Raw genomic sequence first — 23943 nt, 5'->3', positions numbered from 1 at the left:
TCAAATGATGCCTCTCCCCTTCCTCACCTCCTGATGCTGCTCCAAACATGGACAGAAGCTAATTGACCTTAACGAGTTTCCATTGCTGATTGGCCCCGCCATTGTCGGCCCATTGGATCGTTGAAGCTCCCGCACTCATGGACCCTTGATTGATATCTACTGTTAGACCACTGTTGCGGTTCACAAGAACGAGATAACCCCCAACGTCCACGGGCAGCCACTGCTGATTGTTGCCGCCGTTATCCTGCCACTGGATCAGTGCAGCTCCACCCTGCGTGGAACTCGAATTCACATCCAGCAAAAGCCCGCTGGCTACATTGCGGATGATATAATACCCGTTGCCAGCCGTCTCCAGCTTCCATTGCTGGTTGGCCGCTCCGTTGTCATTCCACTGGATGATGGTTGCACCCCCGGCAGTTGAAGCGCCGTTGACATCCAGAGCAAGGCCGCTGTTTCGATTGATCAGCTTGTAGATGGCCCCGCTTTCATATCCTGTACTACCGTTGTATGCTGCACCTGAGATGACATAAGTCGTGACCGAGTTAGCTTTAGCTGTTGCTGTAAACGTTTTGTTTTGAAGCGAAAGGTTCGTCAGTTGCTGCAACTTCTCTGTAGAAGATGTACGATAAGCTTGAGCGGAAGACCCCAGGCTTGTAAATCGGCTCAGATCATAGGTCACCGTTGTATCGGTGGATTCCGAGTTGGTGGTGACCAGCACCACTTTACCTGAAGCAGCGTCATAGGCGGCAAGCGTATTGGCATCACTCATGCCGATAATCTTGTACCCCGGACGAATAAACTTGCTGTAATTGCCCATCACATAATATTTCTGGTTCACAGTGTAGCTGGTGGTTTGGGTATTATTCAGTACGTTTTTGAAAAATCCCCATCCTTCTGCACTGTCTACCGCCTGCCAGTATACCCACGCACTTGCGCCCATGCTGCGCATGTCCTTAAGGATCGTGCGTGACATCGTCAACCCGCTTGCATCGCCATCCCCGTATTCGGATGTCCACAGATGCTTGCCCGCAGATGTCGCTGTATTGCGCAGAGCTGTGCGATTGCTGCCGCCATACGTATGGGTGTTGATCTGGCTGATAGCCGACTTCACGGCACTGCTGTAGCTGTTGAAGGAAGTTGGTGAATCATCCAGACTGTACTCTTCCGGCGCACTCAGCTTCGTGGACAGTCCCTTTGCTGTAAGCGAGGATTGCACCTGACTGAGAATCGTGTTTTGATCTGCGCGGTCAAAGTGCATGCCCTCCTGATCATTGCCCAGTTTCCACCATGTCGATATCGGTTCATTGAGCGGGGTAACTGTGTCAAACGTGATACCCCAGTTATCTCTGAAATGCTTCACAACCTCCGTAAGATAATCTGCAAAATCATCATAGTAATCCGGCTTAAGATTATTGCCGCCATTCGCTGCGCCGGAAACACTTCCACTGATCGTCATCCAGTAGGGTGCAGAGTTCGCAAAGGCTTCAAACACGTTGACTCCATACGATTTGGCAGCCTGTAACATGTACCGCTGATTCGCATCTGCATTCCAGTCATATACGCCCGGAGAAGGCTGATATCCCGGCACAGCTTTGCGATATTCCAGAACATTGGATGATGGATTATCGCCGCCTCCAATGTTGTAACGAAGGACGTTCAGACCGAGCCCGTTGACAGGGCTAAACATCTTTTCTGCATACTCATCCCGATTGGAGTACTCTCCAACCACTTTGCCCCACCAGGCAAGGGATGTTCCCCATCCTTCGATGGTCTGATATTGCTTCGAGGGATCGGCCACAGCTGTGTAAGAACCTGCGGCTGATGCCTCCGTACCCAAGCCCAGACTTCCTGTGAGCAAACTGCCTGTCATCAACAGAGCGGCCATTCGTTTCAACCATTTCATTCGATTCACTCCTTCTGAAGTAAAATGAGTTCCGTTGAGTCTTTTCAGGCTTTACTGTGCAATCTCCCTGAAAGTAGCGTCTGACTTGTCAGCCGCCGTTACGACCGGTTCCAGCCGCAGCATGTTGTTCACATGTCTCAGATAGCGGTCTGGGTAATTCAGGGATGCATAAGAAGTCCATGAAGCATTGGCAAGACCCGTAACACGCTTGAACGTGGCATCATTTTTGAAGGCTGCACTGCCATCATTTTTCACAAGCACAATGCCATCGTTGTACTGCCTCAGGAAGTAGCCTGGATAATTGATGGACTCGAATGAAATCCCAGATGAATCAGCCAGTCCAGGAACAATGCGAAACTGTGCATCCTCCGCTGGGCTGACATTGGCATCTATTCTTGCCTGATAATTGTAGTGGCGAATATAGCTGCCTGGAACATTGTACGATTCCAGCCGTCGAATATCGCCCGGTTGTCCTGTCTCCTTGAGCACAGTCATGTGCCGGACCAACCCGGTCAGACCTGCAATTTCCTGCTTTGCACTCCATGTCAGAAACCCGTCGGCAGAGTCGCTGTAGTAATATTTTTGGGTGGAATAACCGTCAAAATAGATTCGCCAAGAACCGTTATCCAGCTGGACAAGCGCAGGCCCCTCTACCCAGGAACCCCATCCTGCCCAATCTCCCGTCCCTTTTAACGTGTAAGGTCCGGTGAGGGAAGTAGCCGTAGCATATTCGATATACTTGGTGGTCTCATTCTTGGTAAATGCATGATAGGTGGAGCCTGTCTTGACGATGAAGGTATCGATGTAGTTGGGGGCAATGCCTGCAAGCTCTGTGGCAGCAGACCATGTTGTGGAAGACAGCGTTGCATTGGTTGCCGTGATGACATAAGGTTTGAAGTTCTCATAATTGCCTGGGGAGATGGACACGATGATGTTCAGACTGCCATTGCTGTCCTTGAACCATTCCGGTGCCCAGGTATGCGCAATCGTGGTGGGTGTAGATAGCGTAATATTGCGGACAAACGTCCAGTTCACCTTATCCGGGCTGGATGCGATGCCGATCGTATTGCCTGACCAGTTCGTGGTGTAGACAACATAGTACAGACCATCCGTATGTTTCATAATGCTGGGATCGCGGATCAGATTGGCCGGGGGTGTGTAGGCAGGCCCTTTTAGCAAACCATAGTTAGTTGCGTTATAGGATTCGTAGATATACAGATTGGACTCGCTCGTATTGGTAAAAGCCGAGATGGTGTAGACACTTGTCGCTGCTCTGGCTGTATTCGGGAATAATGTAGTGAAGAGAAGTAATGTTCCAAGTAACAGAATCATGCTGGACTTACAAGTAATAAATAACCTGGCACTCGATCGTTTCGTCATGAACATGGGTCATCTCCTTATCCATAATGTGGGTCAGGAATTCCTTTTGCCAGACATCACCTCCCTACAGATCACATAAACTTAAAACATCCCATAATGTAAACGGTTTCAATAAATGATTGTAGCTATCCTCGTCGCACATTTACTTTAACCGAGCTGCCCGGAGATTCAGAATCTATAGACTCAATCATCCGAGCAGTCCCTGCTAAAAGAATAATACGACTAAGGAGAAGCTATCTATTTCCGTTGTACGTGTTACAAAATAAAGATGATCTATTCGACCACAACCCATGGATACTGGGACAAGTTGTCATACAATAAACGCACCCGTTCTGGCGCCCGGCCTTCCTCATCAAACAACAGCAGTTCATTCTCCTCCTGCAGCCAGGATACCGGAATTTTGTAATCCTCCTGCGGACCGATCTGCCAGTAACGACCCAGATGGTGGCCATTCAGATGAAGTGTTCCCTTGCTCATCCCGGTAAGGCGAAGCATCAGGTTCACCCGGTAGTGTCCTGGTACTGCTGACTTGGAGAATTGCCAGCGATACCAGACTGGCTGACCGTTCGTACCATTTCCCACAGGAGTGGCACTTCGGTTGCCACTATAGTCAGCAGTCTGCCCATGCGTTTGGAGATGACCTGACTTATTCGACGCCTCATATGTCTCCCATTGTTGCGGCAGCAAGGCATTCATACCCGCCATACGCCAATCCTTCAATTCATTTTCACTCCGGTAAAGGATCAGTTCCAGTCGATTGAGCGGTGTTCTGCTGTAAGGCATCTCCAGCGTATTGATCTCCCCCGGTCGTAAATAAAGGGAAAGATCCAATGTGTCGAACGAAAACCAGTCCTGATACCCTTCCATCGGCACATCCATGCCATTAATCCGCAATCCTTGGCTGACGGCTCCAACGAGAATGGCTCGATCCATGCCATCCAGTGTAAAGGTTCTGCTCAGAAGCCTGTCCTCTTGAAGATGATGATCATTCACTTCATCGAGGTGAACGATCCCTTGCTCCGTATGCCAATTCCTTCGTATATCCTGAACAGAACCACCGATGTACACAGATCCTGCCAGACCTTTGCTTTCACCCAAATATGGAGAAAAATTCAGCCTGCCCATATGCTGTACCAGCACCTGAAGTGTATTCTTTCCTTTGTTCGTCTGCACCTGCATACCCGCTGCACCCACTTGACGTACCAGTGCCTGCTCCACATGGTTGACATATATTCTAGCTGTATCCTGGAGATCCGGCAGAATAAGGGTGGTGATTCCATTCACTGACCTGTCGAAGTCGCACTCGTATAACAGATACCCAAAATCCTGTCCGTACTGGGAAAAATGTTCGGGTTGACCACTCGAAGAACGCTGCTGTGCTGTCAAGGTCACACGTGACAGGTCAGGGGAATCAGACAGTTTCGGTGGCATTGGCAGCCTGGTGAACTGAGAGTGACGAATTGCTGCAGATGACTCCACAACATGTTCATCCGGTATGCCGCTCTGTAATTTGTTCCTTTCTCCGTATATGAACTCATGTCCAATCAACGTCTGTTCTCCACCAGTCCAGCTGCCGAGAAGCATAATGGTCCGATTCGGATCAGAGATCATACCCGTGACCTGCCCGGAAGAGGAGACGTCTACATCATCAAATCCGATTGCATAACGTAACTGATCTGGCTCGCCTCCTCCATCAATTCTCCACGTACGATCCATCATTTCCTTGTCCAGAACCACGAACCGAATGGGTACACCGCTCGCCTCCAGATGAATGATGCCCGGCTCACGGAAATGAACCAAATCGAAACGATAGACCTCTCTGACCGGATCATGTTCAACCAGCACCTGCATGCTGCTGCCTCGAACATTCAAGACGTTGGATTCCAGTTCCACAACTGAACGCTGTCCCGCCTCCGCAACAATGAACAAGGTCAATTCTCCATTCACCACTTCATTGCCCGTGATCATCGTGCCGCCTGTCAGGTATACATGCTCGGCAATCTCTACTCTGTCCAGTATCGGAATAATCTGCCCTGGGTTCAGGGCTACGGGAATTGTCCGGCCTTCCTCCAGCGTGACATGGAACGTCTCCCGCTCATCCTTGTGACTCTCCAGGAACCATATCTGCTCATTGCCTTTACACCTGCCTCGCACAGAGATGCCTTGCGAATGACGTACCTTGATCTGCTCTGTTGGTACTTCCTCCGTCTCCATCAGCAATGCCCCAAACGCATGGACAAAATAGGATAACGTCTTGGCTACCGCATACTTGGCCGTTACCCGCCCGTACTCGTTCAGCGGCGCATCATAATCGTAGGAGGTAATCATGAAAATATCGCTGCTGCCCACGGTTCTGCCACCGTATCCGCCAAAGTTGGTCCCGCCGTAGAACATGTAATAACTGATTCCGGTGTACCCGGCGCGGAGAATTTCCATGATGCGTTTCTCCAGCAAGGCTGGTGTCTTCTGAATGGCCGAAGGGCCGCCCCAGTTCTCAAACCAGCCGGTCCAGAATTCTGTCACGACCTTCGGTGTATCCGGCTGCTTCTCCCGAAGCTTCGCATAGTGCCCGTCAGCCCCTGACCAGAAATTCGCACCTTCAATCGTACCTTCCGCCCCGCCGACACAGGTGATAAGCGGTACGTCGATCCCGCGCTGAAGCAAACTGTCCCGAAGATGGTTCATATGGGCACTCGCTGCTGCATCATCCATCAGATATCCGTATTCGTTCTCGACCTGTACAAGAATAACAGTGCCTCCGGCAGATAGCTGGCGCTCGCGGATGATTGGAATGATCCGGTCAAAATACAGATCTACATAATGCAGATAGGCTTCATTGTTTTGTCGGAACCTGATTCCCTGTTTCGTCTCCAGCCAATACGGGAAACCACCAAAGTCCCATTCGGCGCAAATGAACGGTCCCGGTCTTGTGATTACGTACATGCCCAACTCTGCACAGAGGTCCAGAAAAGCCCCGCAATCATGGTCTCCTTCAAACGACCATTGTCCTTCCTCGGGTTCATGCACGTTCCAGGCAAAATAGGTATCAATGCAATTCATGCCAGCCAGCTTCGCCTTCATTAATACCTCCCGCCATTCCTCCCTCGGCATGCGGAAATAATGAATGGTGGCACTGTTCAGAAATACTCGTTCTCCATTCATAATGAAGCTGCGCTGATCGTAAGTGAGTTCAGATCGAAGACTGTGCTCAGCCCTGGTCTGTGTATTCTTCTCCTGCTTTTGAAGCAAAAGGGATGGTTTCTCTGTCAAAGATAGGCCCTCCTTCTCTGTGTTTGAGTTCATATGTCCTGTGATTCATTTGCTATATAAGGTGAACTAATGGGATATTTACACTGGCACTCCGATGACAGAACAACCTTCCAATCGCTGTTATCCCCAGATTTTTTTGATCCCCTCTCTCAAGGGGAAATCCGGGGATAAAGGCGAAGCCAATGCTTCCGAAGTAGCTTTCTTACAGAAAGCTTGTAGCTTCGCTTTTCCAGCTTTTTTCTGTCCTCTCCGTTTCTGTGTAAATGATTCGTTCTAATGATATAGTGCTTATTCACACCAGCACTCAGATGACAGAAAATGATATATTGCTTAATCCTCAGTTCACCTGCAATGCTACACCTTCCAATACAACGGTTGTTATGGAATTATCCGTTGTGGGCACTTCCAATCCATTGGCATACACCGGAACATCTTCAAGCTGCTCCATGTTCCGATCCGGTGACGTCTGATATACCTGTGCTGTAGAAGTACTGCTGTGGTCAAACGCCCCCAGCTCAAATGCTGTGCTTCCGGCAGATAACTCATTGCGGATCACCAGCACCAGCCTTTGATTAGCAGCGTCATAAGCGGCCAGTGTTCGTCCATCATCCGTTGGAATAATCGTTGCGCCTGGACGGATGAACTTCGTAAATTGGGCCATGCCATAATACTGTTTCGTCATCTCGTACTGTTCTTCTCCATTAAAGTTGGCATGAATGAAGCCCCAGTTATTATTGGCGCCTTCATCTTCAACGGCCTGCCAATAGACCCAGGCGGATGGCTGCATGATTTTCAGATCGAACATAATACGCTCCGCCAGTTCCTGCACGGAAGTCATGTCCTCATGACTATGCGGCTCGCTGCCACCCGTTCCGTACTCGGACATCCACAGCTTCTTGCCATGCCGTTCAGCCAATGTGCGCAGTTCCTCCATTTTGCTTCCATTATAAGAATGGGTATTGATCTGGGCGATCACATCGAGCGTATCCTGATCATAGAGGCTGAAATTGTGAACTGTCTCGTCAATGCTGTTATCGTCCGCAGCACTGATCACCGTCCCGTCCAGCCCTTTGCTTTTGAGCGATGCCGCAACCTTCTTGATAATCTCGGCCTGTTTATCGTTGGTAAAATGACTGCCTTCCTGCATGTTGCCTTTCTTCCACCAGTCCGAGGATGGTTCATTGAGTGGGTCAAGTGTACGGAACGTAATGCCCCACTCATCGCGATAATGCTTCACGACTTCGGTCAGATAATCGGCAAATGCATCATACTGATCCTCCCGCAGATTGTTGCTGCCATCCACAGCCCCCGTAACCGAGCCACTGATCGTCATCCAGTAAGGTGGTGAATTGGAGAATGCCTCCGTAATGTTGACCCCACGTTCCAGAGAACCCTGAAGTACAGCCCGCTGACCAGCATCTGCCTCCCAATCCCATTCTCCAGGTTCTGGCTGGAATCCGGGAATATCTCCTCCGGGCCGAAGCGCCTTCATCTCGGGGTTCTCCTCACCGCCAATATTGTACCGGACAATATTAAGTCCCAGCCCTTTCTCCGCGTCAAACACCAAATCCATCACTTCACTGACTTTGGCTTGATCTTTCCAGCCACCCAGATCGTTGGCCCACCACGCAAGCGATGTACCCCAGCCTTCAAAATGGTCATAGGACTGCTCGAACTTCAGACGTACCGGCTCCCCTTGGAATGTAAGTGTTTTGGATGATTCATTGGCAAAATGATTGATGATAATTCCTCCTCCAGCGAGCAGCGCGACCAGGGCCACACCTATCAGGACGTAGCTCCGGCTGCGCCACCTGCGTTGTTTGTCATGTTCATTCCTGTCAGTCTGGATCAGATTCTTGTAATCATGCTTGGTATGATCCTTGTTATCCTTCCTGCCGTTCTCAAAAGGGGGTTTGTTATCATCCATGATTCATGCAACCCTTTCCCCATGTGCCGTATCGTATTCGGTCGCTGGCTTTCACGTTTGGCTTGTTCTGCACTGCTGCACCTCCCGTTACTTGATTCCACTGCTGCCGCCGCTGATATTCGCTTCATAGACATAGCGCTGTCCGAACAGATAGACCAGCACCATCGGAATGGTGAGGAACAGCGAAGCAATCATGACTAGGTTCCACGGAGGCATCTGCCCGCCGCCTACCGTTGTCAGAAGCTGAACACCGAGCGCCAGCGGCATTTTCTCCGGATCATTGATGTAAATGAGCGGACCCATGAAGTTCCCCCAGTTATAGGAAAATGAGAAAATGGCGATGGCGGCAAGAATCGGATACGTAAGCGGCATAATGATCTTCCAGTAAATCCCCGGATGTCCCATGCCGTCGATCATGGCGGCTTCATCCAGCGATTTCGGAATGCTCATGACAAATTGCCGAATCAGGAACACGTTGAACGCTCCCGCAAAGAAACTCGGTACGATCAGCGGATAAAATGTATTGATCCAGTCCAGATGACGGAAGATGATGAACTGCGGCACCATCGTCACCTCGCCCGGAATCATCATCGTACTGAGCAAAACAATAAACAAGAACCGACTGCCTCTCGCCTTGATACGAGCGAAGCCGTAAGATACGACCGAAGCTGACAATACCGATCCGATAATGGTAATCACGGTAATAATGACTGAATTTTTCAGATAAGTACCCAGATTGTTATTCGTGAAGATCGTGTAGAAATTGGACCATTGGAATTCGAGTGGTATGAAGGTAAAGGCCGATTTCACGGTTGTTGCGTCACTCGCCAGTGCGATGGAGATCATGTACAGGAAAGGGGAAGCAAGCAGCACTCCGACCAGAATCAAAAAAATGTAGGATATCGTTTTCTCCACAGTGGATGGATTACTCATTCGCTTTTCCCTCCTCGTAGTGCACCCATAGCGCCGATGAACGGAACACAACTAGGGTCAGCGCCATGATGATGATGAACAGCACCCAGGCAATGGCCGATGCATATCCCATTTTGTAGAACTGGAATGCGTTCTGGAACAGGTAGGGAACAACCATCTGACTGGCATTGTCTGGTCCACCTGCTGTGACGATGAATACCTGTGCGAACGTCTGAAGCGCCCCGATCATCCCGGTCACGAGATTGAAGAAGATGACGGGAGTGAGCATTGGAAATGTAATGTGAAAGAAGGATTGCGAACTCTTCGCCCCATCAATGGCGGCGGCCTCGTACAGCTCCTGAGGAATACCTTTCATACCCGCCAGCAGCAGTACCACGCCGCCCCCGACGCCCCATAGTGACATGAGGATCAAAGCTGGTTTAACCCAGTTCGGATCAAGCAGCCAAGCAGGACCTTGAATGCCGAAGATAGCAAGCGCTTGGTTGATCAACCCTTCCGTTGGAGCAAGCAAATGGATGAAGAGCAGTGAGCTTGCAACCACCGGAACGACAGATGGCAGATAGAACAGGATGCGGAAGAAGGTAATACCTTTGATTTTTTTGTTGAGGTAATACGCGATCCAGAGCGAGATGGACATGCCCAGCGGAATCGATATCAATGCATAGAAGAAGGTATTACCTACGGATTTCCAGAAGATCGGGTCATCGGTCAACAGGTTTTTGTAATTGTCAATACCGATGAATTCAGGAGACTGGAATAGATCCCAATTGGTGAAGCTCATGTAGATGGAAAACAGGATCGGACCCAGGGTAAGTCCAAGGAATCCAATCAGCCAAGGCGAGATGAAGATATAAAACCATTTCCCGTCCTTTTTCTTCACGTTAAGCCCTCCCATAACGAAGCGAGCAGACGAAACCCGGATTCATTCCTGCCGAATTCCGTCTGTCCCCTGTCGATGCTATTTATGCATGTTCAAAAAGATCGGTTTTCAGTACCGAGAAGATGGGATGAAGCTAGAAATGGAGTAGCGGAGCGTAGGATGACTACGTGAGCAACTACAATGTTTCCAAAGGAAACATACTTCGTAAGCCTCCCGCTTATTTCGGCTGAATCCCATATTCGATGCTGAAAATGCCACCAGGCATCCTTCGTAATCAAAAGCGGACTTTTTGAACAACCTCTATTTGTAGATTCTTTCCAGTCCGCTCTGAATTTCAGTCACGGTATCATCCAGTGAGGCTTTATTGTTGAAGTAGACACCCAGCTTGTCGTTAATGAGCTTCATCATTTCATTCCATTGCGGATTGAATGGCTCTGCATAGATGGTGGATTCGCTGAAAGCGGCCATGTTGATTTTCTTGCCGCCATACTCGGCATTCAGGAACTCATCGCTGGATAGACCTGCCTTCGTTGCAGGGGCATCCTGACCGGCTTTGATCATCGGCAATTGTGCTTCAGGTGTAGTCAACGCTTCAATGATTTTGAATGCCTCTTCCTTATGCTTGGAAGCGTTCGTAATCGTGAAGCCATTGAAGAATGCGTTGGTCTCACCCCATATCGGAGATATGTCCCAATTGATGCCTTCCACCTTGGCAAGTGATCCAATATTCCAGAATCCCGTCGTTTCCATGGCAATCTTGCCTTGGGCGAACAATGGGTCAGCACCGATATTTCCCATGTCGGCAATTTCTGTTGGTGTTGGTCCCACGCCATGCGTGAAGGTCAGATCATTCATGAATTGCAGCGCTTTACGTACAGGTTCGGTATTAAAGGTAGGTTTGCCGCTCTCATCGAACAGTGAACCACCGTTTTGGTAGATCAACTGCATCCATTGCGGCCACCAGCTGCCTGGGTAGTACCCCCATTGAACCGTTTTGCCGTTCTCCTTCACTGTCAGCTTCTGAGCAGCGGCGAGCAGATCTTCCTGGGTCCATTCCTTGGTCGGATATTCAACCCCAGCTTTGTCGAACAGATCCTTGTTATAAAAGAGAACCATTGCGCCTGCGCGGTCCGGCATTCCGAACTGTTTACCATCGAATTTCATAAGGTTTGCAATGTCGTCAGAATAGCGTTCTGACATGTTCACATTGTTGGCCTGGATCATCTCATCCAGTGGAATAATTTGGTTTTTGGAGGCGTACGCCTGATAGTTCTCGGCAATCATCATGATGTCCGGTGCGGTTCCTCCGGCGATCATCGTTTGTACCTTCTGGTCATAGTCCCCGGCTACCACGTTCAGCTTCACGTTAATATCGGGATACGTTTGTTTTACAATGTCGAGCCGTTCCTGATAAATCTTCTTCTCGTCCTCGGAACCCCAGATCGTCATGCTCAGATCAACTTTGCCACCAGACCCGCCAGCTGCACTGCCATTGTCCTTGTTGCTACAGGCTGTCAGACCCATAATCATGACCAGCATCACTAACGAAATGACCTTTAAACTTCTCTTCATACGGTACGCCCCCTAATATAATGAATGGAAGAACTTTACTGAAACCCATTTCATGAAATGGGTTTCATAAACCTTAAAATTAAAACCCGCTCCACGTTATGAAAGGGGTTTCATTCACGCACTCATTATATTTCACCCTTTGAGAAAATGTCAACGCTTTCTTTTCCATATATCGGACTCTTATCGTAATGCAGGCCCTGTACTTTGACGGATGATCAGCTCTGGTTGCAGGATCGTCTGCTTCTTTGGATTGCCCTGATTAATTAGTTCATGCAGCTTATCCACGGCTAGCTTACCCAGCTGATACGTATTCTGGGATACCGTTGTTAATTCGGGTATTACCGCGCTGGCAAGCGGCGTATCATCAAAGCCGACGATAGAAATATCCTTGGGAATCGACAACCCATGTTCAATGGTTGCCTTGATTGCACCAATGGCCGTGTAATCATTCACGCAGATGACCCCCGTCGGCGGGTTGTCCCGATCCAGCAGCTTTGCCATTTCACGTTTTCCGTCTTCAATGGAAAAACTGCCGAGCATCTGGCGTTCTTTTGGAATTTCGAGCCCATGTTCACGGAGTTTCTTTTGAACGGCCTTGACCTTGACCATCGTGGTGGACAACTCCCTCAGCCCGCCCACAAAAGCAATATCCCGATGTCCAAGTTCCAGCAGATGTTCCGCTGCAAGAGCTGCGCCTGCACCTTCATCCGTATATACCCGATGGAATCCGCCTTTGGCAATATTGCCATTGACCAACACGATCGGCATGCGTTTGCCCATATCGATCAATTCCTGAGCCATGTCATCCGGACAGACTTGCATATTGATTCGTCCACCTAGAAAAATAATGCCATCCACACGCTTCTCACGCAAAATGGATAAGTATTCGGACTCCCGGCTGTAATCCCCTGCGGTGTTGCACAAAAAGAACGTATACCCCAATCCGCGTGCCTCGTTCTCTGCACCCCAGAATACTTCCGGAAAGAACGGATTCGTAATATCCGGCAGGATAATGGCAATGGTGCCCGTCTCTTTCTTGATCAGACTGCGCGCCTGTGCGTTGGGCTGAAACTGGTGTTTTTCAATAATGGACATAATCTTCTCCCTCGTGCTCGCACGCACGGGTGCCGTATCATTCAGTACCCGGGAGACCGTGGATACGGATACGTTCGCTTCTTTGGCGATGTCATATATGGTGATCGGTGTCATAGCGGAACCTTCCTTTTTCTCTATTTTTCCTGCTTATCATACCAGATAAGGAATTGCGATGAAATGGGTTTCACTGCGAGGCTCCATCACGGCGTCTCCTTCGATGGCATTCAGGTCATGAAACCATTCGATCGGATGATCCATTAACGTTATAATTTTCATCGGATTGGGCCTGCTTTCACCTTCTATTTTACACCATTGTTCCATATATTAGATTGTAAGCGAATTCACGAGGTGATTAGAGGAGTGTGAACGACGTTATGAACATTCAGGTCAGTCCGCTGGCAGAATCAAGACTTAACGCGATGCTGGGAGATCGGCCGGGCTATTTCAAGCTGTTTTATGACACCGATGGATGCGGATGTGACGGCACTGCTGTGCTTCTGATTGTCAACGAGCCAGACAGTGATGACATTCGGATTGAATCCGATTCGCTTCCTTTTCTCATCAACAAACAGCAACAGATCTATTTTGAGCCTTGCCTTCGCCTGCAATCGGAGAACAGTTTCCCTTCCTACCGACTGAGCAGTGATTCCATGATTTACGGAAGCAATGTCAAGGCCCATGATCTTCGCGACACGGCAGACATGGCCCCGCAGCCGCTCAGTTGGTTCGTACGATAACTCCACTGATCTTGAAACTACAAATAGGACAAAAGCCGGTACCCATAAGGGTAGACCGGCTTTTGTTGTGGATTTCTCATCATAATAACTGTCATGGAATCGATATTTGCCCCGCCCAATCCAAGGCATACGTAGCAGAATCGTAAGCTAAGACACCTATGGTGTAGCTACCCGCTGCAGTTGGCTTAAAACTGATCGTTTCCTGTGGAAGATTTCCTGTACTACTTTGGATAGCCAAATCTAGTCTTAGTTGATTATTCTGGATAGGCTCAACTCCCGGTTTCCATATATACAAATCCAGGTCTGCACCATTTTCATTATTAATAATCAGTGTGTTGGCGAAAAAAGCGTCTGTGCTGTTAACCTTAATGCTATATAAATTAATGTTGCTCGCTGCTATATTGGTCTGTGCTCTAATATGATTACGATAGTTATCAAAGGAACCTGTTGAAGAACCAGAAGCAGCTTTAATAGTTTGATGTCCTAGGATGAGTCCATTGCCATATACTTTATCATATCCTGACATCCCATAATCTTCTATCTTAAAATCATAATTAAGACTCCCATTACTAGCTTGAAGCATAAGTGCTGCTAATCCGGCAATCATAGGAGACGCCATTGAAGTTCCAGAGTAGGTAATATATTCGCTAGTAGAGTTCGCCTTAGCCGCACGGATAGAAGTTCCAGGTGCTGCAAGTGTAGGACCTTCGGATCCTGTGCCCCGGTTGGAGGAAGGATTTAGATACCAGCCTCCTTCGTAAGGGTCAGCCACATTTGCAACGGACAACACGTCTGAACATTTGGCAAAATGATTAAGTGAGCCATAGTCAGATCCTCCTGATGTATTCCCGGCAGCCACTACTGTAAGTATTCCATTGTTTGCCGCACTAGACACCTTGTTGCAGAAACTTGCATTAGCCGAGCCTGAACTGCCCAAACTCATATTAATGATATCAATTCCATATGTGTCCTTATTAGCAATAATCCAATCCATCGCATTCAGTATGTTCTGGTTAGAACAATTCGTATTACTAGAGCATACCTTGATTCCTACTAGAGCTGCACCTGGGGCCACTCCGGTTTCTACTCCGGGATCTCCTGCTCCTGTCCCAGCTGCAATACTGGCAACATGTGTTCCGTGACCCAGATCATCATAAGCTGTAGTTGAGGATGTATTTACAAAGTCCTTCCAACCTAAAATTTTTCCTCCACTCAAATCAATATGACCACCATCAATACCCGTATCAATTACTGCAATAACTGAATCATTTTTGGAATATGACGCCTTTCCATCACGATTACCTGTTACGCCATAGTCACTTCTTCCCTTTTTAATTCCAGTCATCTCGGTAGCACCATTCAAATAGACCTCTGATTGATGTTCATCCGGCTCACCATATACAGAAACTACATCGTCCGGGGTTGAAAGGGACGCTATTTCCTCCAAATGAACCAGTTGTTCAATTTCGTCAGTTGTTAATGCGGCAAAAAAACTATAACCACCAAAACCATTCAAATCTGTGATATTACCACTGAATATTTCCGATTCTCTTTCTATGAATTTTTCCTTCGTTACAACTGCATCATACTTGAGCATGATACTTACCTCAATTTTTTCTTGTGCATATAATGCTTTAGACTGAAGTCTTTCTTTCAATTTTTCCAAAATTTTTGAAGGAACTGCCAAGGTGTTATATTCCATCCTATTAAGGTTGATAGACAGACTACTCTCCGTCAGATCGGATTCAGAATCCATTAGATTGACTTGTACTTCAGAAGTGGGCAGAGATTTGATAAAGGGAAAATGATCTGGAGTAATTTGAACCCCATTCGCACTAACAGTTGCAGGCAAAACAAGAAGACAGGATAAGAAGCAAAGACTAATACGCTTAACAAATTTCTTTGAATTCATGGACTGGGCTCCTCCTTACTAAATATAATGGAATTCAAGTACTATTTCGAAATAAAAAACTAGAACACCAGGGTTCCCCCTTTCTTGTAAATGAGTTCAGTGATGATTTTCGTTTCATTAGTTGTTTGGTTATTTTTACAAAACAAGCATACATTAGATTTTCACTTTTATATCTCACAATTTGTTTAGGTTATCAACAATTCTACAAACTCTCCCTAAAATTCGTCAAACAAGGTCTTTCCAATCCAAAACCTATCATTTATAATACACTTATGGAAAATAATGTTTATATATTACAACGAGGTGAACAATGGATATTTTATCGACCAAACCCATAATCCTTGATAATCACTGTTATATTGATATCGATCAATCTATTCTCATGAAAAACGGTCTTCCTTTCTCCCTTTCCAGACTAGAACTCCGTCTCCTCCAACGTCTCGCTTATAACCTTGATGAAACAGTCCCCTTGCTTTCGATTTATAAGTTCATGTGGCTCTCAGAGGAAAATATAGATCTTCATCTGCTCTATGTATACATAAACCGAGTTCGTAAAAAAATTGAGGACCATCCAAGAAAGCCTCGATTTATTATCTCTGTCAGAGGAACTGGATATATGCTGCGCTCCTATAGTTCTGAAAAATCATAAAAGAAGCCCTTAACTCCGCCAAATCTCCCTAGAATCAGCGTAATAAGGGCTTCTCAACCTAATTAATAGATGGACACCGTGTCCGATGGGAGTGAAATGGTAGAGATTGCATCCCATTTACTCACTTCCTCTATTTCGGTAATCGTCAACTTGGCAAAAAAACTGTATCCTCCGAATCCCTCCCTGTCGGTGACAGCGTCCTTAAACGCAGAGAATTTCGTTTTCAAAAAGTTTTGTTTGGAGATGTTCAGATCATATCTAAGCATAATACTCACTTCGATCTTTTCTTCTGTTTTATTCAGTTTATATTCGTCTATGAGCGTTTGAAGTGGTTCAAGGATCACTATGTCTTTCACGGTTCTATCTCCATCTTCTTTTTGTTTCTCACTTTTCACCTTAGTTGAAGGGCAGTTTTTTTTCACTTTCACTACTTTGACCACGGGTGCCCTCAGTTGAGCTTCTTGAGCTGAGGCTACTGTAGGAATGAATAAGAGACAAGCGATGAAGCCAATGAATACTTTTCTTCTTGTTTGCATCAAGTTCCCCACCTTCTCACTCTAAATTTACAATACTTTCCTATTCAGACGTAGATATAACAGTAAATGTTTCGTTGTTAACCTCACTTTTCCCATAATAATTTTTCCTATTGATGTCATTGGGTCTCTATTTTATAAAAAAAATAAAACCTCCTCGCCCTTAACTAAACAGGCTTGGAGGTTCAGATGTATGCTGGTTCAAACGAACCAAAATCGTTACGGTTTTAACATCCGATCTTGTCAAATGACATCATGGCGCTTATTTACTTTGTTTTGAACCGGGAAGATGCTTCAGCAAGCTGTTTGGTCAACCCATCGATGGTCTGTACCATCTCTGACAGATGCTCGGTCATGCCTGACTGTTCCTCCATCGTCGCGGTTACTTCCTCCACGGATGCAGACACTTCTTCACCTGAAGCAGACAAGTTCTGTGCAGCTCCAATGACGTCATCCTTATCGCGTTCGATGGATTCAATCTCGGAGGCAATGGCCTGAACCTGATTCATCATCTCATTCATATTTTGGGTGACAAAATTGAATGTCTCCTTGGTCTGGCTCACACTGCTCTTATGCTGTTCAGCAATCGCCTCAATGGCTTGTACACTCCGGTTATTCTGCTCGACATGATCAATCGTCTGCATCACAATCCGGTTGATATCCTCCGATTGGGCTGTGGTCTGCTCCGCCAGTTTGCGAATCTCCGATGCAACTACGGCGAAGCCACGTCCATGCTCGCCCGCCCTTGCCGCTTCGATGGAAGCATTGAGCGCAAGCAGCTTTGTCTGATTCGCAATCTCGGTTATCGTACCCGTAATTTGGTGAATACCGGAGGAACTTTCAGCGAGTTGCACTGTAATCTTGGAAATATTGTTCACTTCGGCCTCGTTCTGCCCGTTCACCGCAATCAGCGCATCAATGACCGCGTGGTTGCTCTTGAAAGCATCCGTGATCTCATCTGCCTTGAGCTTCACCGACTGTGACATCTCATTGACGTTCTCGATTTTATCGCCCACATTCATGAATTTATCCACGATAGCTTCCGTATCATTGGCCTGAGACTCCATGGCTCGTGAAATTTCAAACGCCGTTGTCGTTGTTTCGGTAATGGAAGTCGAGGTCTGCTGGGTAGAGTGATCCAGTTCGGTTGTACTTGTTTTCAGCACGCTGATGGAATGGTTCATACTGGAAATCAGCTGTTGGTTGCCCGCAGCCATCGTGTTAAAGCTGTCCACCAGTTGTTTGAATTCTCCGCTATATTTGCCCGTAGCTTGTACGGTCAGATCCCCGTCTGCAAGCTGTCTGAACAAAGACGTCAGTCTCGTAATTGGTTTGGTAACCAGTAGTGAGATCAGTATTCCTGCGATGACAGACACTGCAATCGCGCTGAAGAGCACAATATACATTTTATTGGCCATGGCAAGCAAGGGCTTCCGTACATCACTTAACTTATCTTCAACAATGATGGTCCAATCCGATCTTGGAATTTTGGAGTAAAAGACGACTTTATCCTTTGTGCTAACATCGCCTTGTTGCAACTGCTCGTTAGAAGGCAGATCAATCAGTGACTGATATTCACCAGACTCAAGCTTCTGCCCCGCCATCTTCTCATCCGCCGAATTGAACATCACTGTACCCACACGGTCCAGAATAATGACTTTCCCCTCTTCATTAATGTTGATGTTCTGAAGCTGGTTAACGAAGAATGAGGTCGAGGCCGTAGATGCGAGCACGCCTTCCACTTCCTTGTTGTCATTATAGATCGGCATTGCAGAGACGGTCCCCAGTGTTCCCAAAGATTCAGAGATCACACCTTCGCTGATGATGTTCTGCCCTTGCAGTGCCTGTTGGAAATACGTACGGCTGGCGCGTTCCTCACCGAGTATTTCAGGATTGTTCGCTGCGACAATGGTACCCTTTCGGTCCAGCAGAATAAGAACGCTGTTGCCCTTCATCCCTGCCAGGCTGTCTGCTAAAATTTTGTTAGCCTTGTCCACGAGTTCACTATTTTCCGAGAAAAATGTTTCACTCTGCCCTTCTGTATTCCGAATCTCCAGTAAATCCTGGAATGTTCGATGCTTCGTAATCAGAAACGTCGATTGTTCTTCCAACGTGAGTGAGGTGAACAAGCCCGCACCAATCCGGTCAGAGATTGCTTTAATCTCATCCTTGCTTTTGTCGAGCGTAATGACTGCCGCCACGCTGTAAGATAATACGGCAGTTACTGCCAATACAATCGTTACCAGCAAACTGATCATTAGCGGTAATTTGACTCTGAACGACATGTTGATCATGCGCTCTCTCGCCTTCGCGATTACCAAATGAATCCACCTTCTCTTTCATCCTTGATTGTGTCCAATATTGTATGGGTTAACTTTATATCGGTAGATATCAATCAATTGTTCAGCAGAAAAAACGTTTGCCCTGAAAAATGTTTTTTTTAAACTCATATTCATCTATTTAAAAATAAAACTATAGGTAACTATTAATATTTTTTCTTTACTCAATTTGTAAAATAAAGGTATAATTTTCTTGAATTAATCTATCGTTTCTTTTAGTGAAAAGGGTGAAAAGTCAATGAAAAGAAAGGTTTTACCCTACCCATTTATTGCAGTCGTAATGACTTTACTTCTCTTCATTGCGGGGTGCAGTTCAGGAGAAGAAACACATGAATATCTTTCAATTACAAACACGGAATATGTTAATGGAACAGATACCGATGATGGTATGATCATGAGAGCATACACATACGATATCCAAATGAAGGCTCTAGTTAAACTAGCTGATTTGCCTTATAACTCTCAATATCCCTTAACTGTAGCTTCCTTAGCAAATGACACCATCTATTATTCAGGAGCAGGAAAAGATAAGGGTGACGAGTTGTTTTCCTATGATATTCAGACACAAACGATTCAACAATTAAGCTCAGGCTTATTTGCAATTAATTCAATTATTCCGGATACCGTTGATCATACATTGGTTATGGCAGCTGTTAAAAAGGGAGAACGTCCTGTCAAAGTCATTTTCTTTGATAAGAACACGCATGAAATGAACATCTTGAATGACGAGGATTCGGATACAACTACATGGGATATTTCTTTTAACCCGGAAACGAGCAAAACCTATGCCATCCAATATTCCGAAGAAGAGCAATATATTCATATGGAGCAGTCCAATAAGGCGCAAACACCGATGGTTCCTCCAAACCATAGCATTATTGAGATAGATCCTATTTCCATGCAGACCCGTAAGGTCATTGAACTGGATGAGGAACAAATCTTAACTCTGTCCGCACGTGCAGATCAGATCATGATTGCCACGGCAAAACACATCAATAAGCATCCCATTGAATACAGTATGGTGAATATCAGAACAGGCGAAAGAACGAATATTCCCCTTCCTATAAAGGCCAGCAGCGAATTGTGCTTATCCAAAGATGGACAAGGTTTTTATTTCCTTGGGGAGTATGTAGATGCAAACATCAAACATGAACGGGGAATCTATTACTATAATTTGAAAACGCAAGAATTCGAAGAGGTATTTCTTCAAAAAGAGGGATTCATTAATAATTTTATGCTTCTATCGAATCCATAATCAATCCGTAATTAGGTTCTTACCAATAGGCAGAAAGGAGATAACAAATGAGAATGGGATCTATCACAGTACAAGAATTAATACAACAAGCAATGAATCAGTATGTATCCTCAGATGCTCAAATACTAAGTATTGAGAGTAACCCTATCGGTATGGGATCTCAGGCCGTGGAGTTGCTTCGACATCATATTGAATTCCTGTCTAATGGAGAGAAAAAGGACATTTCTCTCATTACGAAGAAGGCCACATTCATTGAACGCACTACCTTGTCCAGATTATTTTCACAGGGAGTCAATGTGCCCTTTAGTCTATCAAATGAACCTCATACTGAAGATCGCAGCTTGATCTGCATTCAGGATGTGGACTACCAAACTGATTATAACCATCTCGATATAGATCTGCTTCAGAATAAAGAATTACGAGCGCTGGCTTACATACATGGAATGAATATGGGTTCGAAAAAAGAACTGCCCTGGATACCCACTGTGGATCGAAATCACATCATCGATATGATGGAAAAACGTTGGAGACCTTCGTGGAACGCCGCCATTGAAAGCCTGGCATTCATTGAGGAATTTGGATTACCGACCATATCGAAAATTGAAGCTGTTGCAAGTAGCATCGTAGATGATCTTGAAGTTCTGATGAGGGATGAACATACACATACGATGATCCATAATGATCTGAACCCCGGCAATGTATTGGTACACAACAATGAGGATGTCTATTTTATCGATTGGGAGGAAGCAAGGTATGGTTCCCTGTTCTTTGATATTCCTCTGCGCTGTAGCCACTTGAGACAAGTAGAGATTTATCGGGAGGCTCTAAGTTCCCATGGATATAATATTCCACAAGGCCAATTCGAAAAGTATTTCTCCCTGGCGTCCCGTTATCTGGGCATCCGTTATATGAGTTGGAACCTTGGTGTCTGGGAACAGCACCCATATGCAAAAGACGACTTAAAAAAATACATGAAGATGGTAACTCAACCTTTGTTCTCCTGAACCCTCCTCATTCCGGGTCAGGCATAAGCTGTATTCGCTGTTTTCCCTCAGGTAATGTGTGGTTTATTTCCTCTATGATAAACCTCCATTACCTCTTTTAGCATGTCCTTTTTCAAATTTAACAGGTGTTAATTGAAAAAAAATATTGCAAACGGAACGTTGTTCCATATATAATCGGAACAACGTTCCGCTTATATTCATCTTTAGCATACAAGGCGGCGCTAGTCACAAATTGATGAAAAAAGGAGAGTATTATTATTATGGTAGTTAAGGTTAATGCGCCCACTCCAGTCGTCTCGGTGAAACCGGTAGTGCTATCAGCCCCGGGCCGTGATGAGGATTTGCAAGTGCGAGTGTCTGCGCCCGAGATTGGGCGCGAATTGCCTATTATTCTTTTCTCCCACGGCTTTGGTGGGTCGTTGGACGGCTACGGCCCGTTGGTCGACTTCTGGGCTGCTCAAGGCTTCGTGGTCATTCAACCCACCCATCTCGACTCAAGGACGCTCAACCTTCCTCCTGAAGATCCCCGTACACCATTGATCTGGCGTTTCCGGGTCGAAGACATGAAGCGCATCCTTGACCAGCTTGATCTCATTGAAGCTTCCGTTCCCGGCCTCAGTGGGCGTCTTGATCGCAGCCGCATCGCTGCAGCAGGACACTCCTTCGGCGGCCAGACGGTGGGCATGCTGCTTGGCGCCCGAGTCCTTGATGCCCACGGCGAACCGGGAGAGGACATGTCCGACTCTCGCATCAAGGCGGGCGTGTTGCTTGCCACGACTGGCAAGGGTGGAGCTGATCTTAGTCCGTTCGCAGCTGAGCATTTCCCCTTCATGAACCCGAGCTTCGCAGACATGAGCACGCCGACCCTCGTGGTCGCGGGGGACCATGACCAATCCCCACTGTCCACTCGGGGGCCGGACTGGTTCACCGACCCGTACTTCCTGAGCCCGGGCAGCAAAAGCCTGCTCACCCTCTTCGGGGCAGAGCACTCGCTTGGCGGAATCTCCGGGTACAGCGTCACGGAAACGACGGACGAGTACCCCGAACGAGTCGCCCTGATCCAGCGGCTCTCGTGGGCTTACCTTCGCAACGCGCTCGCCCTCGACAATTCCAGCTGGCCGGCAGCTCTTTCAGCTCTGGAAGAGAGCGACAGTCCGCTTGGACGTATCGAGTCCAAATAAGGCATTGGTGATCCCATCGACCTGACAATTATAATAAAGCTTAATTACACATCATTTAACAATACATTGACGATCAGATTATAGATCAGAATGAATAGTTCAAGCCGGGATCATATTCATTTCGGAATGCTTAGGAGTATGGCTCGAAGTATGTGAAAGCCACATGGAACACACAAATAAATGTAAAAAAGGAGATACTATGAGTATAGAAATCAAAATCAGCACGCCTGCTCCAGTCCTTTCGTTCAGTCCGGTAGTACTTTCAGTTCCCGGCCGTGCTGTAGACCTGGAAATGCGGGTCACCGCACCGGCGACCGGAAGCGAACTTCCGATCATCCTTCTCTCGCATGGGCACGGTCCATCCAATCATCTCTCCTCACTGAACGGATATGCTCCACTCGCCAACTTCTGGGCAGCACATGGATTCGTCGTAATCCAGCCGACCCATCTGAGTTCGAGAACGCTGAACCTCGGTTCAGATCATCCCGAGGCGCCGCTATACTGGCGATCCCGGGCTCAGGATATGACACATATCCTTGATCAGCTAGACACAATCGAGTCCACTGTTCCGCAGCTTCTCGGACGCCTCGACCGGGGTAGAGTCGCCGCAGCTGGCCACTCCATGGGCGGACATACGATAAGCCTGCTGCTAGGAGCGCGACTCACCGATCCTCACGACGGAACAGAAGTGAACTTGGCCGAGCCCCGGATCAAGGCGGGCGTACTACTTGCGGCGCCCGGCAGAGGCGGCGATGCACTCAGTGAATTCACGATCGAGAATTATTCCTTTTTCTCTACTACCGATTTCTCTGAAATGAAAACACCTGCGCTCGTTGTTGCCGGGGACAAGGACAACTCCCGTCATCTGACGGTTATGGGCGCAGATTGGCACACCGATCCGTATTTCCTTTCCCCCGGCTCCAAGTCCCTGCTCACTCTGTTCGGCGCAGAGCACGGACTCGGTGGAGTGTCCGGCTACGATGTCGCCGAGACAACCGATGAGAACCTTGAACGGGTAGCTGCGGTTCAGAAACTCACTTGGGCTTATCTCCGTACTGAACTCTATCCAGAAGATTCCGCATGGGATTCAGCATGTATGGCTTTGGCAGGGAACGACAACCCGATCGGTCGTATTGAAACCAAATAAGGAAACTGATTGACTGATGGATCGTATCAACTTGGCAGCGGTGATATCATCATGATCAAAATATTCCTCCGATAAAAGAAAGAGGGGCCATCTGTATGGCCCCCCTGTTTAATCGTATATATCTTGTTATGGCAGCAGGAACTTGACCCGTTACTGCTGTCGTTTTTTTATTCTCTGCAATCCTTACAAGACTTGCAAGCCTGGAAAGTAAGCTCGATTCATCGGA

The 23943-nt window shown here is 47.1% G+C and carries 18 protein-coding genes; 6 read left to right on the top strand and 12 right to left on the bottom strand.

Features of this window, described 5'->3' with window-relative positions:
- Positions 1-58: 58 nt before the first annotated feature.
- The 9 genes from ACFTRD_RS14345 to ACFTRD_RS14305 all read right to left on the bottom strand — a co-directional run bounded on the left by ACFTRD_RS14345 (position 59) and on the right by ACFTRD_RS14305 (position 13236).
- Positions 59-1903, bottom strand: coding sequence for an RICIN domain-containing protein (locus ACFTRD_RS14345; RefSeq protein ID WP_379380841.1), 1845 nt, complete (start codon positions 1901-1903; stop codon positions 59-61).
- Between the two features lie 51 nt (positions 1904-1954).
- The gene (locus ACFTRD_RS14340; protein ID WP_379380839.1) at positions 1955-3283 is read right to left on the bottom strand and encodes an AbfB domain-containing protein; all 1329 of its coding nucleotides are present in this window, start codon (positions 3281-3283) and stop codon (positions 1955-1957) included.
- Between the two features lie 273 nt (positions 3284-3556).
- Positions 3557-6553 (bottom strand): beta-galactosidase, encoded by a 2997-nt coding sequence (locus ACFTRD_RS14335; protein WP_379380837.1) that lies wholly within the window; start codon positions 6551-6553, stop codon positions 3557-3559.
- Between the two features lie 337 nt (positions 6554-6890).
- A complete protein-coding gene (locus ACFTRD_RS14330) occupies positions 6891-8480 on the bottom strand; it encodes a glycoside hydrolase family 30 protein (RefSeq protein ID WP_379380835.1) in 1590 nt (529 codons plus the stop codon).
- An 87-nt stretch (positions 8481-8567) separates the two neighbouring features.
- The gene (locus ACFTRD_RS14325) at positions 8568-9413 is read right to left on the bottom strand and encodes a carbohydrate ABC transporter permease (protein ID WP_072734634.1); all 846 of its coding nucleotides are present in this window, start codon (positions 9411-9413) and stop codon (positions 8568-8570) included.
- Positions 9406-10293 carry a carbohydrate ABC transporter permease gene (locus ACFTRD_RS14320; protein ID WP_379380833.1) on the bottom strand — a complete coding sequence of 296 codons (888 nt, stop codon included), beginning with the start codon at positions 10291-10293 and terminating at the stop codon, positions 9406-9408. The genes ACFTRD_RS14325 and ACFTRD_RS14320 overlap by 8 nt, the downstream gene beginning before the upstream one ends.
- Positions 10294-10593: 300 nt before the next feature.
- Positions 10594-11865, bottom strand: a complete 1272-nt coding sequence (locus ACFTRD_RS14315) for an ABC transporter substrate-binding protein (protein ID WP_379380831.1) — start codon at positions 11863-11865, stop codon at positions 10594-10596.
- 180 nt (positions 11866-12045) lie between these two features.
- Positions 12046-13074: a LacI family DNA-binding transcriptional regulator gene (locus tag ACFTRD_RS14310; protein ID WP_379380829.1), complete on the bottom strand. Its 1029-nt coding sequence runs from the start codon at positions 13072-13074 to the stop codon at positions 12046-12048.
- 36 nt (positions 13075-13110) lie between these two features.
- Entirely contained in the window at positions 13111-13236 is a 126-nt protein-coding gene (locus ACFTRD_RS14305; protein ID WP_379380827.1) for a hypothetical protein, read from the bottom strand.
- A gap of 98 nt (positions 13237-13334) precedes the next feature.
- Here ACFTRD_RS14305 and ACFTRD_RS14300 point away from each other — a divergent pair, with 98 nt between their 5' ends.
- Positions 13335-13697, top strand: a complete 363-nt coding sequence (locus tag ACFTRD_RS14300) for an iron-sulfur cluster biosynthesis family protein (RefSeq protein WP_192272815.1) — start codon at positions 13335-13337, stop codon at positions 13695-13697.
- Positions 13698-13788: 91 nt separating this feature from the next.
- Here the strand turns inward: ACFTRD_RS14300 and ACFTRD_RS14295 are convergent, their stop codons facing one another.
- Positions 13789-15609, bottom strand: coding sequence for a S8 family serine peptidase (locus tag ACFTRD_RS14295; protein WP_379380824.1), 1821 nt, complete (start codon positions 15607-15609; stop codon positions 13789-13791).
- A gap of 310 nt (positions 15610-15919) precedes the next feature.
- On the opposite strand from ACFTRD_RS14295, the gene ACFTRD_RS14290 reads away from it, so the two are divergent.
- Positions 15920-16258, top strand: a complete 339-nt coding sequence (locus ACFTRD_RS14290; protein ID WP_090903798.1) for a winged helix-turn-helix domain-containing protein — start codon at positions 15920-15922, stop codon at positions 16256-16258.
- A gap of 62 nt (positions 16259-16320) precedes the next feature.
- Here ACFTRD_RS14290 and ACFTRD_RS14285 read toward each other — a convergent pair whose 3' ends face one another.
- Positions 16321-16794 (bottom strand): hypothetical protein, encoded by a 474-nt coding sequence (locus ACFTRD_RS14285; RefSeq protein WP_379380821.1) that lies wholly within the window; start codon positions 16792-16794, stop codon positions 16321-16323.
- 263 nt (positions 16795-17057) lie between these two features.
- Positions 17058-19112 carry a methyl-accepting chemotaxis protein gene (locus ACFTRD_RS14280; protein WP_379380819.1) on the bottom strand — a complete coding sequence of 685 codons (2055 nt, stop codon included), beginning with the start codon at positions 19110-19112 and terminating at the stop codon, positions 17058-17060.
- Between the two features lie 256 nt (positions 19113-19368).
- Between ACFTRD_RS14280 and ACFTRD_RS14275 the strand changes: the two genes are divergently transcribed.
- The 4 genes from ACFTRD_RS14275 (at position 19369) to ACFTRD_RS14260 (ending at position 23717) form a co-directional block, all read left to right on the top strand.
- Positions 19369-20385 (top strand): hypothetical protein, encoded by a 1017-nt coding sequence (locus ACFTRD_RS14275; protein WP_379380817.1) that lies wholly within the window; start codon positions 19369-19371, stop codon positions 20383-20385.
- A 47-nt stretch (positions 20386-20432) separates the two neighbouring features.
- Positions 20433-21389 carry a phosphotransferase family protein gene (locus tag ACFTRD_RS14270; RefSeq protein ID WP_379380815.1) on the top strand — a complete coding sequence of 319 codons (957 nt, stop codon included), beginning with the start codon at positions 20433-20435 and terminating at the stop codon, positions 21387-21389.
- 260 nt (positions 21390-21649) lie between these two features.
- Positions 21650-22570 (top strand): alpha/beta hydrolase family protein, encoded by a 921-nt coding sequence (locus ACFTRD_RS14265; RefSeq protein ID WP_379380813.1) that lies wholly within the window; start codon positions 21650-21652, stop codon positions 22568-22570.
- Positions 22571-22769: 199 nt separating this feature from the next.
- On the top strand, positions 22770-23717 hold the full coding sequence (locus tag ACFTRD_RS14260) for an alpha/beta hydrolase family protein (RefSeq protein WP_379380811.1): 948 nt from the start codon (positions 22770-22772) through the stop codon (positions 23715-23717).
- Positions 23718-23943: the final 226 nt, after the last annotated feature.

It is taken from the genome of Paenibacillus sp. NPDC056933 (assembly GCF_042674385.1).
GTDB lineage: Bacteria > Bacillota > Bacilli > Paenibacillales > Paenibacillaceae > Paenibacillus.
Note: the sequence above shows the minus strand (reverse complement) of the source record. Positions and strands in the feature narration are given on the sequence as shown.